This is a genomic window from Paraburkholderia sejongensis (assembly GCF_020880815.1).
GTDB lineage: Bacteria > Pseudomonadota > Gammaproteobacteria > Burkholderiales > Burkholderiaceae > Paraburkholderia > Paraburkholderia sejongensis.
Map to the genome: position 1 here is coordinate 98,465 of NZ_JAJITD010000003.1, position 13,651 is coordinate 112,115.

The 13,651-nt window shown below is 65.1% G+C and carries 17 protein-coding genes; 8 read left to right on the forward strand and 9 right to left on the reverse strand.

Going from position 1 to position 13,651, the window contains the following annotated elements; all coding sequences use genetic code 11:
* Positions 1 to 63 precede the first annotated feature (63 nt).
* The 5 genes from LJ656_RS06570 to LJ656_RS06590 all read left to right on the forward strand — a co-directional run bounded on the left by LJ656_RS06570 (position 64) and on the right by LJ656_RS06590 (position 5,741).
* A complete protein-coding gene (locus tag LJ656_RS06570) occupies positions 64 to 1,308 on the forward strand; it encodes a J domain-containing protein (RefSeq protein WP_230508462.1) in 1,245 nt (414 codons plus the stop codon).
* A gap of 236 nt (positions 1,309 to 1,544) precedes the next feature.
* Complete coding sequence (locus LJ656_RS06575; RefSeq protein ID WP_230508463.1) at positions 1,545 to 2,543, forward strand: 2-keto-3-deoxygluconate permease; 999 nt, start codon at positions 1,545 to 1,547, stop codon at positions 2,541 to 2,543.
* A complete protein-coding gene (locus LJ656_RS06580; protein ID WP_230508464.1) occupies positions 2,540 to 3,820 on the forward strand; it encodes a four-carbon acid sugar kinase family protein in 1,281 nt (426 codons plus the stop codon). Before LJ656_RS06575 ends, LJ656_RS06580 begins: the two co-directional genes overlap by 4 nt.
* 50 nt (positions 3,821 to 3,870) lie before the next feature.
* The gene (gene pdxA / locus LJ656_RS06585) at positions 3,871 to 4,872 is read left to right on the forward strand and encodes a 4-hydroxythreonine-4-phosphate dehydrogenase PdxA (RefSeq protein WP_230508465.1); all 1,002 of its coding nucleotides are present in this window, start codon (positions 3,871 to 3,873) and stop codon (positions 4,870 to 4,872) included.
* 74 nt (positions 4,873 to 4,946) lie between these two features.
* Complete coding sequence (locus tag LJ656_RS06590; RefSeq protein WP_230508466.1) at positions 4,947 to 5,741, forward strand: DeoR/GlpR family DNA-binding transcription regulator; 795 nt, start codon at positions 4,947 to 4,949, stop codon at positions 5,739 to 5,741.
* A gap of 68 nt (positions 5,742 to 5,809) precedes the next feature.
* On the opposite strand, the gene LJ656_RS06595 is transcribed toward LJ656_RS06590, so the two are convergent.
* From LJ656_RS06595 to LJ656_RS06605, 3 genes are all read right to left on the reverse strand, one after another.
* Positions 5,810 to 6,082: a hypothetical protein gene (locus LJ656_RS06595; RefSeq protein ID WP_230508467.1), complete on the reverse strand. Its 273-nt coding sequence runs from the start codon at positions 6,080 to 6,082 to the stop codon at positions 5,810 to 5,812.
* Positions 6,083 to 6,163: 81 nt separating this feature from the next.
* Complete coding sequence (locus tag LJ656_RS06600) at positions 6,164 to 6,634, reverse strand: DUF3597 domain-containing protein (protein ID WP_230508468.1); 471 nt, start codon at positions 6,632 to 6,634, stop codon at positions 6,164 to 6,166.
* 136 nt (positions 6,635 to 6,770) lie between these two features.
* Positions 6,771 to 7,490, reverse strand: a complete 720-nt coding sequence (locus LJ656_RS06605) for a hypothetical protein (protein ID WP_230508469.1) — start codon at positions 7,488 to 7,490, stop codon at positions 6,771 to 6,773.
* A 303-nt stretch (positions 7,491 to 7,793) separates the two neighbouring features.
* On the opposite strand from LJ656_RS06605, the gene LJ656_RS06610 reads away from it, so the two are divergent.
* The gene (locus LJ656_RS06610; RefSeq protein WP_230508470.1) at positions 7,794 to 7,997 is read left to right on the forward strand and encodes a CsbD family protein; all 204 of its coding nucleotides are present in this window, start codon (positions 7,794 to 7,796) and stop codon (positions 7,995 to 7,997) included.
* 157 nt (positions 7,998 to 8,154) lie between these two features.
* On the opposite strand, the gene LJ656_RS06615 is transcribed toward LJ656_RS06610, so the two are convergent.
* The 3 genes from LJ656_RS06615 to LJ656_RS06625 form a co-directional block, all read right to left on the reverse strand.
* Complete coding sequence (locus tag LJ656_RS06615) at positions 8,155 to 8,697, reverse strand: DUF4142 domain-containing protein (RefSeq protein ID WP_230508471.1); 543 nt, start codon at positions 8,695 to 8,697, stop codon at positions 8,155 to 8,157.
* Positions 8,698 to 8,841: 144 nt separating this feature from the next.
* Complete coding sequence (locus LJ656_RS06620; protein WP_230508472.1) at positions 8,842 to 9,141, reverse strand: hypothetical protein; 300 nt, start codon at positions 9,139 to 9,141, stop codon at positions 8,842 to 8,844.
* 413 nt (positions 9,142 to 9,554) lie between these two features.
* On the reverse strand, positions 9,555 to 10,055 hold the full coding sequence (locus tag LJ656_RS06625) for a YciE/YciF ferroxidase family protein (RefSeq protein ID WP_230508473.1): 501 nt from the start codon (positions 10,053 to 10,055) through the stop codon (positions 9,555 to 9,557).
* Positions 10,056 to 10,313: 258 nt separating this feature from the next.
* Here LJ656_RS06625 and LJ656_RS06630 point away from each other — a divergent pair, with 258 nt between their 5' ends.
* Complete coding sequence (locus LJ656_RS06630; protein ID WP_230508474.1) at positions 10,314 to 10,535, forward strand: DUF2795 domain-containing protein; 222 nt, start codon at positions 10,314 to 10,316, stop codon at positions 10,533 to 10,535.
* A gap of 39 nt (positions 10,536 to 10,574) precedes the next feature.
* On the opposite strand, the gene LJ656_RS06635 is transcribed toward LJ656_RS06630, so the two are convergent.
* Genes LJ656_RS06635 through LJ656_RS06645 form a run of 3 tightly spaced genes read right to left on the reverse strand, consistent with a single transcriptional unit; the run spans position 10,575 to position 13,111 of the window.
* A complete protein-coding gene (locus LJ656_RS06635; protein WP_230508475.1) occupies positions 10,575 to 10,682 on the reverse strand; it encodes a DUF2474 domain-containing protein in 108 nt (35 codons plus the stop codon).
* Position 10,683: 1 nt separating this feature from the next.
* Entirely contained in the window at positions 10,684 to 11,700 is a 1,017-nt protein-coding gene (gene cydB / locus LJ656_RS06640) for a cytochrome d ubiquinol oxidase subunit II (protein ID WP_230508476.1), read from the reverse strand.
* On the reverse strand, positions 11,681 to 13,111 hold the full coding sequence (locus LJ656_RS06645) for a cytochrome ubiquinol oxidase subunit I (RefSeq protein ID WP_230508477.1): 1,431 nt from the start codon (positions 13,109 to 13,111) through the stop codon (positions 11,681 to 11,683). The genes cydB and LJ656_RS06645 overlap by 20 nt, the downstream gene beginning before the upstream one ends.
* Positions 13,112 to 13,309: 198 nt before the next feature.
* Between LJ656_RS06645 and LJ656_RS06650 the strand changes: the two genes are divergently transcribed.
* On the forward strand, positions 13,310 to 13,615 hold the full coding sequence (locus LJ656_RS06650; RefSeq protein WP_230508478.1) for a hypothetical protein: 306 nt from the start codon (positions 13,310 to 13,312) through the stop codon (positions 13,613 to 13,615).
* Positions 13,616 to 13,651 lie beyond the last annotated feature (36 nt).

A 13,651-nucleotide genomic window follows, 5' to 3' on the forward strand; every position in this document is an offset into this window, starting at 1 on the left:
CTCCGGTATTACTGTATAAAAACACAGTACTGTTAATTTATACAGCTTTATCCCGAAAGGCAAGTGTTCGGCCACAGCACGCACGCGCTGGATAAATCACAGTTTCAGTGCGGTCGAGCGCCCATTGAAACAAAACCTCCGCGAGTAGAATCCCGCGAAAATGATTACAACCACCGGGGCAAGCGCGTGGGCGAGAAAATTCACAGTCACTACGACAACCTCAAGGTGTCGCGCGACGCGCCGCCGGAGGTGATTCGTGCTGCCTACAAGACACTGAGCCAGAAACATCACCCTGACCGGCGTCCCGACGATCCGGACGCGGTCAACGTGATGAAGATCATCAACGGCTCCTACGAAGTGCTAAGCGATCCGGTCAAACGCCGGGCCCACGACGAGTGGCTGGCGCGCAAAGAACGCGAGGCCGCGACGCACGCGATACCGGCAGCGCCGCCTCCGTTCCTCGATCTGGCCGACGAATCCTATGCGTCGCCGCAAGCTCCGATCAGGCCGCGACCGGCACCGCACGCCCGCGGCGCGAGGTCCAGGCCGGGGCCGGGGCAGAAGCCGAGGTCGACGTGGACGTGGACGACTAAGCATTCCCATCGCACGCGCCGTTTCAGGTTCCCGGTTGGGCCGCGGCTGTGGATTCCGCTCGCTCTGCTCGGGATTGTCGGAGTCAAGGCGTTGGTACTGGACGAGGCGCCAACGCTCGACGTACGCCCGACCCAGTACGATCCGAGCCGGGGAGCGACGGCCGCGCTGCCGGCGCCCGCAGCCTCCAACGAAGACCGGAAGCACGCCGGGACCGACGCCGCAACTCACGCAGCGGTGTCGCCGGCGAGCATCGAGGCGGCGGCGCTGGCAGCGGCGGCCGCCGCCGCCACGCCTGCTGTCCCACCGGCGCGGCCCATTGCGCCGAACGGGACGGCGTGGCCGACCGAGGCGGGCTATATCGAGGGCGAGGCGATCCGGCAAAACAGCGGGCACTGGCAGGTGACGGTCGATAACGCGCGCAACGACTTCGGCGTGTTTGCGAAGCTGACGTGGGTCGACAGCATCGCGCACGTTCCGGTGCGCCAGTTCTACATTCCCGCGGGCGCCAGCTTCACGCTGTCGGATATCACGCCCGGGAACTACGACATCCGCTATCAGGACGTGATGACGGGCAGCCTGTTCAAGTCGGAAACGTTCAATCTGCCCGAGCAAGGCGCGGCGTCGGAAGCCGAGGCCGCCGGTCCGAGGATCACGCTGTACCCGGCGGCCGACGGCACCGCGCGGCCGGTGCCCATCGCCGAAGCGGATTTCTGACGGACCATCCGTGCGGCAACGGCGCCGTTGAGGTCGCGTCCCGGCCGCATCCTTCCCGCCTTCCTGTCCCCCTTTAACCAGTCACCCCTCACCAGGATGATCGTTGCGATCATCCTGGTGATTGATTTGCGCATTCAGCCTGCGACGATTACACTTGGGTTTGATCGGTTCGATCACTTCCACATAGCTTCCGTGCGCGGAACAATCAACGCGCCGAATAACGCCAGGAGACATGCATGGCCCAGATTCCTATTAAACGCTCGATAGAGCGCGTTCCCGGCGGCATGATGATCGTGCCTTTGCTGATCGGCTCGATGGTGGCGACGTTCCTGCCCGGCATGCCGAAATTCTTCGGCTCGTTCACCAATGCGCTGTTCACGGGCGCGTTGCCGATCCTCGCGGTGTTCTATGTGTGCATGGGGGCGAGCATCAGTGTGAAAGCGACGCCGTATCTGCTGAAGAAGGGCGGCGCGCTGCTCGCGACGAAGGTCGGCGCGGCGATGCTCGTCGGCGTGATTCTCGGCCGCCTGATCGGCGAACAGCCGATTTCGTCGGGGCTCTTCGCCGGCATTTCGACCCTTGCGGTCGTCGCGGCGATGAACGACACGAACGGCGGCCTCTACATGGCGCTGATGGGCCAGTACGGCAAATCCGAAGACGTCGGCGCGTACACGCTGATGTCGCTCGAATCGGGACCGTTCCTGACCATGGTGTCGCTCGGCGTCGCGGGCCTGTCCGCGTTTCCGTGGCAAACGCTGGTCGGCAGCATCCTGCCGCTCGCGCTCGGCATGCTGCTCGGCAACCTCGATCGCGACATGCGCGACTTTCTCGCGAAGGCCGTACCGGTGATGATTCCGTTCTTTGCGCTCGCGCTCGGCGCGGGGCTCGATCTGCACAAGGTGTGGCAGGCGGGTCTGCTTGGAATCGGCCTGGGCATCGCGGTCGTGATCGTGACAGGCATTCCGCTGTATCTGGCCGACCGTCTGACGGGCGGCACCGGCGTCGCGGGCGTGGCCGCCGCCAATACGGCGGGCAATGCGGCCGCCGTGCCGGCGCTGGTCGCCGCGGCCAATCCTGTGTACAACGAAGCGGCCAAGAGCGCGACGCTGCTGGTCGCCGCCTGCGTGGTCGTGACGGCGATCCTGTCGCCGATCCTGACCGCGTCGATCGCAAAGCGCTATCAGCAGCGCCAGGCGCGGCTTCGCGCGGAGAATCGCCCGGGGCTCGCGCGATGAAATTGCTGATCATCGCGGACGACCTGTCGGGTGCCGCGGACTGCGCAATCGGCTTTGCGCACGCCGGGCATCGCACGGTCGTCACGCTGCGGGCGACGCGCGAGCACGCGCATGAAGGCGTCGACACGATCGCCGTCGACACCGATACGCGTCGTCTGACGCCCGACGCCGCGGCCGCGCGCACGCGCGCCGCCTATGCGGAGATGAGCTCGTCGGACCAGCGGCTCTACAAGAAAATCGATTCGACGCTGCGCGGCAACTGGGCGGCCGAAGTAGCGGGCCTGCAGCCGCTCGCCGGGGTGGCGATCGTCGCGCCCGCGTTTCCGGCGATGGGGCGCACGGTGCAGGGCGGTCGCGTGTTCGTCCACGGCGAGCCGCTCGAAACGACGGCCACCTGGCAACTCGAACATGCGGGTGTGTCCGCCGATATCGCCACCCAGTTGACGCAGGCGGGTCTGCTCACGCAGTGGCTGGACGCTGAGGCGCTGCGCGAGCAGCCGCAGGAACTGGCGCTGCGCATCGACGCGCTGGCCGCGCGCGGCGTCGAGGCGCTGGTCGTCGATACGCAGACCGAGCAGGCGCTGCATACCCTGGCGACGGCCTGCCTGCGCAGCCGGGCGCCGTTTTTCTGGGTCGGCTCCGGCGGTCTTGCGCGCGAGATCGCGACGCTCGAAACGCGTGACCGGGCGGACGGCACGGCCGGTTGCGCGGCCGGTGGTGCCCCCGGCCAAGCAGCATTTCCCGGTGGGCCGATCCTGATCCTGGTCGGCAGCCTGTCAGCGGTGAGCGAGCGCCAGTGCGCGTTGCTGCGCGAGCGGGGCGGCGTCGAGGAACTGATCGTGCCGCCGCCCGTGCTGCGCTCGGGCGCGAGCCATCCCGACTGGCATGCGTTGCAGCAGCAGATCGCCGTGTCGCTGCGCGCCGGTTGCGATCTGCTACTGCGCATCGGCCGCGACGACGGCTTCGATCCCGCCGAAGGCATGCAACTGTCGACGGCGCTCGCGCAACTGGTCGCGCCGCACTTTACGAAGGCCGGCGGACTGATTGCGACCGGCGGCGAGACCGCGCGCGCGATGCTCGCGGCCGCGCAAATCGGCAGTCTGCAACTGCTGGCCGAGGTCGAGGCCGGCGTCGCCGTCGCGCGTCCGCTCGGCGGCGCGCGCGAACATTGCCCCGGCATCGTCACGAAGGCCGGCGCATTCGGCACCGATCACGCGTTGTACGCGGCATGGCTGACCTTGCGTAACGAAACCGAACCGGGCGCAGCACCGCGCTGATGTCCGTGAATGAAAAAGCAGCAAACCCTCAGGCATAACGAGATCACATCATGAGCAACTACCTTCCTGTAATCGGCATCACGATGGGCGATGCGGCTGGCGTCGGCGCTGAAGTCGTCGTCAAGAGCCTCGCGCATCAGTCGGTCTACGCGCAATGCCGTCCGCTCGTGATCGGCGACGCGAAGCGCCTCGAACTCGCCAACGAAATCGTCGGCGGCCAGATGAAAGTGCGCCGTATCGACGATCCCGCGCAGGCGCGCTACGAGCAGGGCACGATCGACTGCATCGACCTCGGGCTGATTCCCGACGATCTGCCGTTCGGACAGCTGTCCGCGGTGGCCGGCGATGCCGCGTATCAGTACATCAAGCGCGCGGCGCAGTTCGCGCAGGCGGGCGTGATCGATGCGATCTGCACCGCGCCGCTGAACAAGGAAGCGCTGCATGCGGGCGGTCACAAGTATCCGGGGCATACGGAAATGCTCGCGCATCTGACCGGCGTCGACGAAGTGTCGATGATGCTGGTCGCGCCGCAACTGCGCGTGATCCACGTGACCACGCACATCGGCATCATCGACGCGATCCGCAAGATCGAGCCGGGTCTCGTGCAACGGACCATCGAGCGCGGCAACGCAACGCTCGTGAAGGCGGGTATCGCGAAGCCGCGCATCGGCGTGTGCGGGATCAATCCTCACGCGGGCGAAAATGGCCTGTTCGGTTATGGCGAAGAGGAAGAGAAGATCATCCCGGCGGTCAAGCTGTTGCAGGAGCGAGGTCTCGACGTGACCGGCCCGCTGCCGGCCGACACGCTGTTCTTCCGCGCGGGCCGGGGCGACTTCGATCTGGTCGTCGCGATGTATCACGACCAGGGGCACGGCCCGGTGAAGGTGCTCGGCCTCGAAGCGGGCGTGAACGTCACGGTGGGGCTCGACGTGATCCGTACTTCGGTCGATCACGGCACGGCGTTCGATATCGCGGGCAAGGGCATCGTCGACGAAGGCAGCATGCTCGAAGCGCTGCGCCAGGGCGCGGAACTGGCGACGCGGCGTCACTGAAGCCACGGCCGCCACGGCCAGGCGCGCGTCGCGGCTCGGGTAGAATCGAACCCCCTTGAGACGCTGCTGACGAAGTGAAAAAGACCATCGAACGCCATCAGGCCATTCTTGAATTTGTCAGGGCTCGCGACGCCAGCGTCGAAGAGTTGTGCGCCGCGCTGGATGTGTCGGAAGCGACGATCCGGCGCGACCTGACGGTGCTCGCAAAACAGCGGCGGCTCGTGCGCACATACGGCGGCGCGACCGCGCAGGTCGGTATTCACGAGCCGGAAGCGTCGCTCGAGGAGCGCAAGGGGGCGCAACGCGAGCAGAAGGAAGCGATTGCGCAGGCCGCCGCCGCCCACGTTCGCGAAGGCGCGACCGTGCTGCTCGACGGCGGCACGACCTGCGCCGCGCTGGCGCGCCATCTGGCGACCCGTGCGGATCTGCATGTCGTCACCAACAACCTGCTCGCGGTGATGGCGCTTGCGAATGCGCCGGGCGTACGGCTGACGCTGATCGGCGGCGAACTGCGCAGTTCGAGTATGAGCACGCTCGGGCCGATCGCCGAACTCACGCTGGGCCGGCTCACGATCGATGCGGCGTTCCTCGGTGCCGACGGCGTGGTCGCGCAATTCGGTTTGTGCGAGGCATCGGCGCAGCAGGCGTGGCTGAAGGAGTGCATCATTGCCCGCGCCGCGGAAGTGATCGTGCTCGCCGATTCGACAAAGCTTGGCCGCGCGCGTCAGCAGCACTGGACGCCGCTGCTACGTGACTGGCGGCTGCTCACCTCGGCGCTGGCGGACGAAGCTTCGCTGGCGCCGTTTCGCGAGCGCGACGAGGTGACGGTTGAATTGGCGGGGGCAATTGGGGTGTCGGCAATTTCCTGATCTGTGTGATGCGCGCACTTCGACAAGTTGTGCCGGGCGCGTCAGGTCGCGTGCCTGCTTTGCGGTCCTTATTGTTTCATCTGTCCCGTTGCGCTAGCCCCGGACGCTCCCTCCGCTGACATGGCTTTCTGCCGCTTGTCCATCAAAGTCCCGCTCGCGGCCTGCGGCTTGGCGGGATCCGCGGCCCGGCTCATGTCTTCGCCGGCCCGCCCCGGTTGGGTCTGTTGCGTGCCGTGGCTCGCCGACTTTGCGTTGTTGCCGGTCTGAGCAAACACGCAAGTACTGAAAATCATCGCACCGACATTCGCTGCTATCGTGATCCGCTTCATGGCTTGCTTCATAGCTTGCTTCATAGCTCTTCTCCCAGGCGTGAAACGCGGCGCAGCGGAATACTGATTGCGCCGGGCCGCCGTCACGCGCGTTCAGCTTTTCAGCCCGTCGGGCAACTTTCCGCCGTTTTCCTCGAGCTTTTGCATCACCTGCCGATGCAACCAGACGTTCATTGCTGCGGAGTCCTCCTGATTGCCCGTGTAGTGCAGCTCCGACGCCAACTGCTTGCGTGCTTCGAGACTGCTGTCGAGTCCCAGCAATTTCAGCAGGTCGACGATCGATGTGCGCCAGTTCAGTTGTTGTCCGCTGCTTGCCTGCATCTTCACCAGAACCGCTTCGACGTCGACCTCGGGCATCGGGGTGACGGACGGGCGGGTAGCCTGGGCCTGGGCGGTTGATGGTGTCGATGCTCCGGTGTTGGACGCGGCGGCGCTGCCTGGCGCTGATGCGGGTGCGGCCGCGGCCGCGGTTGAGCTTGCGCCAGGCGTAGTGGCTGCGGACCCTGTATTGGCGGGATGGTCGTGCGGAAAAATCTTGTTCAGGATCGTCGAGAAGATGCTCATGTGTCGCTCCTTGCTAAGTGTGGAGGCTGTCCGGCCGGACTTTCCGGTTCGCAACGATCGTGCCGCGGCGACGCCGCGACAGGCGCAGAACTCACGCGCGTGACGACCCCCGGGCACGAGCCGGCGTCTGCGCGGTTCAGCCGCCCCGCGGCTGCGCAGCGGCTGCGCGGCGCGCGGCGCGCTCGGGCGCTGAGCCGCCGCCTTCCTCGACAAGCGGCTGATGACGAAAGCCTGCGGCTCCCGAAACGATCGCGATGATCGCGCCGACGATCAGCGCAGCAAACGAGAACCAGCTGGCGCGTGCGACGCCGCGCGCGGCGGTCTCCGCTGCCTGCCGCGCATTCTGTTCCGCATCCGGACCCGACGCGGCCGAAGCCGCCGATGCGACAGCGGCCTGAAGCTGCTGCTTCGCGTTGTCGATCGCCTGATTGCCGCCGGCCGTCTGATTCGCGGTGGCCGCGCCCACTTGCGCACCCACTTGCGCGCCGGTCGCCGCAATGCTGCCCGCGGTGCTTACCGCGCCGGTGATCAGCGACGTCATCCCATAGACGACCAGAAGCGTCATCACAGCCCACGCGAGCAGCCCATGAAGCCATCCGAGCACGATTGCGCAGCGGCCCGCGTAATAAGAACCCACGAACACGGCGAGCACCGTCGTGACGATGACCCACACACCGGAGCCGAATCCGAAGCCGCGCAATGTGTCGGGCCTGGACATCGGCGAGATCAGCGTGGCGCCGATGGCGGTACCGAGTACGGTCAACACCAGATATACGATCATCGACAGGATCACCCCCGCGATGATGGCCCCCCATGACAGCCGTGGCAGGCCGTCGCTGGTCGTCAAGAGTCTCATGATGTTCTCCCAGGTAAAGACACCGCGTCGGTGCCGGCGCTGCTGACGAGCAACTGCTGTGCCGCTAAAAGGCGACGCCGCACGACATCGCGAAGGTGATCTTGCTGAACCTGGGGGCACGCCGGTTGCTGGGAATAGCGGAGCGTCCCGGCAGTGTTCAGCCCGCTCGTCAGCGCTTGTTTCGCGCGGTTATCTCGACAATCCGAAGGACGTCGAGCCGGATAGCAAAGACGACCTGTCGGCGTGACAGCGGAGGCTGCCGCAGGCGCCGCTAGCCAATACCATTTTTAACCGGGAGATGTGATGAACAAGGACCAGCGAGAAGGCCTCAAGGAAGAGGTAAAGGGTTACGTCAACAAGGGCGTCGGCTCGATTACCGGCAACGAGGACCGCAAAGTGAAAGGCGAAGTGCAAATCACGAACGGCGATAACCGCAAGGATCTCGGCGATCAGAAAGAGAACATCGACAAGGGTAAGGTCGATCCGGGCAATCCGTCGAATCTTTGATCGGGCGCCGCGCCGTCAGCATCTGAGGCGGTCACGGGCGCGCGGCGACGCATCGGCGGAGCTTCTCCGGCAAGCGTCGCCGGCCCGTTGCGCACCCGGCGGCGGTGCGTCGTCCGAACCGGGCTTCCACGAGTTAGCGACGAATATCCGAACGCTGCTACTGCGTGACGCCTTTCTTGGCTGCCAGATCCTGCGCCATCTTGTAGTGCTCTTCGATGGTCGGCAGCGCTTTTTGCGCGGCCTTCTTCAGGTCCGCGTTCTGGCCGTCCGAAATCTGCTTTTTGAACGCGGTCAGCGCCTGCTCGTGTCCCTGCAAACCGACCTTCTGGATGTAGGCGGTATCGAAGTCCTTGCCTTTCAGATTTTTTAGCGAGTCGAGTACTGCCTGGTCGGAATTGTCTTTCGGCACGGTGACGCCATGCGGCGCGGCCATCTTCAATTGCATCGTCAGCTTGGTGTGATCGAGCATCATGTGATGCGCGAACGATTTGACGTCCTTATCGCTGGAGTTCTTCGACGCGAGCTTGGCCGCGTCGATCTCGGTCGATGACGACATGCTCGCGGCCTGCACGAAATCCTTGTCGGGCGACGGTAGCGGATTGGCCGCGGTGGTCGAGGCCGCCTGAGTCTGCGCGACGACAATCTGCGGAACGGCGGCGAGGCCGCAGCAGATGGCGGCAATTGCGGTAATGCGCTTCATGTTTTCTCCTTGGACGAAGTCAGAGGGGGAATTGAAGCGGACAGGTGACGCGCTTCGCTGAAAGCTGCGCAAGCGGCGTACCTTCGGTTAGATCGTGAACGGCACGCACGATGGCGGGCTGAGCGTCAGCGTCGACGCGTTCGATCAAACGTCGAGCCGCTGAGCGAGTACCGTCTGGGCGAGTCCGCATTCGACGAGCTGCCGGCACACCGTACTGACCGTGGAACTGTCGGAGGTCACGATCCGCACGTCGATGTGGCGTTCGCTGCGCTGTTCGATCCGGCCGCAGATACGCACGCCCCGCAGTTCCAGCGCCCTGCACAACGCGAGCAGTCGCGGCGCTCCCGCGTGATAGATGGTCAATTGCAGCAGCATGGCGTCGACGACTCCGAGATACGCCCGGCGACGGGTAAATCCGGCCGGGCGCATCGCATCGTCGCGCATACCGCGTGCCGCGGACACGCGCGAAGCGCTTGGCCAGCGCCGCATGATAGGGGCGCACAAGGGGGGCGCAACGCGGAGCACGTCTGTCCGGGATAGGCATCCGTTCCAGATGCACGTCCAATCGCTGAAGCGCTGCCGAAATCGCGTACAGCAAACGATCGCGCTGCCGTTCGTTTGCCGCGAGATACGGACGCTGCAATACCTCGCACGCTCTTCTACACTGAAGGTGTTCCCTGACTGGACTCCGGGGAACCTCGTTCTCTAGAAGTATCGATGCGGTCATGTCGAGTGTCGACTGACCGCTTTTTTTGCCGTGTTTTTGCCGTGTTTATGTTGCGGTCCCCGGCGCGGGCCGGCACCCGTAAACGACGAAGCGGGCGCGCAGTGACGCGCGCCCGCTTGCGAGCCAGGCGTTACTTCTGTTGCTTTGCCTTCTCGTTACCGGCCTTTTCGGCGAACTCGGAGAGCTTCAGGTCGGTGGCTTTTTCTTCCTCGAGCGTCGCCCTCAGCAGTTCGACCGCCTCCATCTGGCCGAGCTGCTTGCCGAGCGCGCACAGGCTACCGTATGAAGCGATTTCGTAATGCTCGACTTTTTGCGCGGCCGCCACGAGTCCGGCATCGAGCACCGGTCCCTTCTCCATTTCATCGATGAGTTCCGCCGCCTCTTCGATCAGGCCTTCCATTGCGACGCACTTCATTCTTTTCAGCTTGATACCGGTTTTTTCTACAACCTGATCGATACGCTCGACCTGGCCTTGCGTTTCTTCGAGGTGCGTCTTGAACGCGTCGGACAGCTGCGGATCCGATGCGGTTCGCGACAGCTTGGCGAGCGCGCGGGTGAGCTGTTTTTCCGCGCTGTAGATGTCGGAGAGCATGTGAACGAAAAGGTCGTCGACCGTCTTGCGCTGAGTCATGGTTCATCTCCTCGGGAAAAGTGTGAGAACGCTGTTGAGCAGATCGCGTGCCCCATCGCACCGATGCGCGCGCGTCGCGTGACAGGCACGGCGGATGCGCGGCCCGGACATCGCCGCGAATGCTCGCTGTCGAGCCGCGGCGCCGTCCCATCCGGCCACGGAGACAGCGATGTAATAGACGCCCATTCCAGAAACGCCGGCTATCGGCGATCCGCAACAGGAATCGCTGCAATCCAACCCATTCAATCAGGGAACGAAATGACCGAATCCCGCTCGACCACGGGCGAACGCCCGCTCAATCCGTATATCGACGTGCAAAAGGCGCTCAAAGGCGCGTCGTATCCAGCCGACAAGAACAGCCTGATCGAGACCGCGCAGGCGAACGGCGCCGATGAAGAAACGATGCGTCGCTTGCAGGGCCTGCCGGACCAGCAGTATCAAAGCCCCGCGGACGTTTCGAAAGGCGTCGGCAACGAATAGCGTTCCGACTCCCGCAGGACCCGCCGCCGGGTGCGTGGCCTAGTGCGTAGCCGCATGCAGCAGCAACTTCAACAGGCCGGCCACGGTCGCGACCGCAACCACGCCGGCCAGCCACAATCCGCCGAACCATGCGAGGCGGCGCCACATCTCAGTGGTACCCCTCGCCCGCGCGCATTTTTCCCTTGAACACCGAATAGCCGTACACGGTGTAGGCGATGATCATCGACACCGTGATCGCGGCGCCGACCAGCAGGAATAGCAGGCTCGCGTGCGGCGCGGCGGCATCGCGGAACGAAATCGACGGCGGCACCAGGTACGGATAGAGACTGATCAGCAGTCCCACGTAACACAGCACGAAGATGCCGTACGAGAACAGCAGCGGCGCGAGATGACGTCGTGCGGACAGGCTGCGGAAAAAGCCGAACGCGAGCAGCGCGACGAGGACCGGCACCCATGCGGTGAACAGCAGATCGGGCCAGCGGAACCAGCGCGCGGACAGCGAGTTTTTCAGCATCGGGGTCCACAGACTGACGATCACGATCAGCGCGAGCACTGTCACCGCCATCGCGCGCGCGTGCCGGCGGCAACGCTCGTGCAGGCCGCCCTCGGTGCGCCAGATCAGCCAGCACGAGCCGAGCAGCGTGTAACCGGCCATCACCGCGAGACCGCACAATACGGTAAAGCCGGTCAACCAGTCCCACCAGCCGCCCACGTATGAATAGCCGGACACCTGAATGCCTTGCAGCAGTCCGCCGAGCACGAGGCCCTGGCAGAGCGCGGCGAGCGCCGAGCCGCCGCAGAACGCGAGGTCCCACCACGCGCGGCCGCGTCCGATCGCGCGGAAGCGGAATTCGAACGCGACACCGCGAAACACCAGCGCGAGCAGCATTGCGATGACCGGCGGATACAGCGCCGGCATGATCACGCCGTAAGCGAGCGGGAACACCGCGAACAGTCCGCCGCCGCCGAGGACCAGCCACGTCTCGTTGCCGTCCCACACCGGCGCGATCGAATTGACCATGACGTCGCGATCGTCGCGCCGATGCTCGACCACGAAGAGGATGCCCACGCCCAGATCGAAGCCGTCGAGCAGCACGTACGCGAGTACCGCGAACGCGAGGATCGCGGCCCATACCATCGCGAGATCAAAGATTCCGGTCGTCATCGGTGGCCTCTGCTGGATTGGACGAACCCGCTTGCTGTTGCGCGGGGCCGGGGGTGATGCCGGCGCTGCGATGCGGTTTGGTCTTCGCCGGTCCCGGTGTTTCCAGCGTGGGCCGCACCGCCATCAGCCGGAACAGGAATACGACCGCCGCGCCGAACACGATCGCATAGACGATGCCGAAACTCGCGAGCGAGACCGCGACTCCAGGCGCCGCGATCGGCGACACGCTGTCTGCGGTGCGCAGCAGACCGTAGACGGTATACGGCTGACGGCCGACCTCGGTGACGGTCCAGCCGCACAGCAGCGCGATCAGCCCGGCCGGTCCCATCGCGACCAGCAGGTGATGCAGCCAGCGCGCGCTGTAGAGCGTTTTGCGCCAGCGCAGCAGGAGACTCGTCAGGCCGAGCAGCGTCATCAGGATGCCGAGCCCGACCATCACGCGAAACGCCCAGAACACCACCGGCGAGAACGGCCGCTCGTCGCGCGGGAACGATTTGAGTCCGGCAATCGAGCCGCTCCACGTGTGCGTGAGAACGAGCGCGCCCAGGTGCGGAATCTCAACCGCGTAATCGGTCGTCTCCGTGCGCATGTTCGGCATCCCGAACAGAATCAGCGGCTGGCCGGGGCGCGCGGTCCAGTCGCCTTCGAGCGCGGCGATTTTCGCGGGCTGATGCTTCAGCGTGTTGATCCCGTGCGCGTCGCCGACCAGCATCTGCACCGGCGCGACGATGCAGGCCATCCACAGCGCCATCGACGCCATCAGCCGCGCGCATTCGTTGCGCGGCTCGCGCAACAGATGCCATGCGCCGACCGCGCCGACCACGAACGCAACACTTAAATACGCGGCCAGCACCATATGCGCGAGCCGGAACGGAAACGACGGATTGAAAATAATGCGCGACCAGTCGGCCGGGAAGAAGCGGCCCTCGACGATCGTATAGCCCTGCGGCGTCTGCATCCACGAATTGACCGCGAGGATCCAGAACGCGCTCGTCAGCGTGCCGAGCGCGACCAGCAGTGTGGCGACAAAGTGCAGACGCGGGCCGACCCGTTTCATCCCGAACAGCATGACGCCGAGAAATCCCGATTCGAGAAAGAACGCGGTCAGCACCTCGTAGCCCATCAGCGGGCCGACCACCGGGCCCGCGCGAAACGCGAAGCCGGCCCAGTTGGTGCCGAATTCGTACGACATCACGAGGCCCGAAACCACGCCGATGCCGAACACGACCGCGAAGATCGTCAGCCAGTAGCGGTAAACCGCGAGAAACACCGGCCTTTTTGTGGCGAGCCACGCGCCTTCGAGCACCGCGAGATAGCTCGCGAGGCCGATCGACATCGCCGGGAAGATGATGTGAAACGCAATCGTGAAGCCGAATTGCGCGCGGGCGAGGGTGACGGCGGTAACGGGCATCGACGTCGTGGCACCAGGTGACGCGCATCCGCGAAGCGGAAATACGCGGTGCCGCGCGGTGGCGGCGGTTATGCCTGCCTCGCGCGGCGGGGTGCGCAAGCTGGCAAGCATGCAGGCGAGCAAGCGTCATACCGTTTGAACGCGTTGCGCGGTATAGCGCTTGCTCGAGCGCGGTATGACTTGCCTTCAGGAGCCGTGATGAAAGACACCACCAACGCCTCGGACACCCCGCGCGAGCCGCGGGACCAGCGCGCCGATCGTCAGGATGACGAAGCGCGGCAGAGCGGCACCGAACCATCCGGCAACGCCGAACCTGCCGAACCTGCCGAACAAGCGAAGCCGCGCGCTCCGGGTGGCAACAAGCTGAACGACGTCGCCGAACAGGACGTCGACAAGCTCGTGCCGCGCGATCGCGACGAAACGAAGCTGCACGATCACTCTCTCGGCAACGCCGACGAACGCGACCAACCGGATGCAGCCGGCAATCTGCCGGGACCGCTGTAGTCGCACGTTCAACCGCGCAACCGCAACCCGCCAACC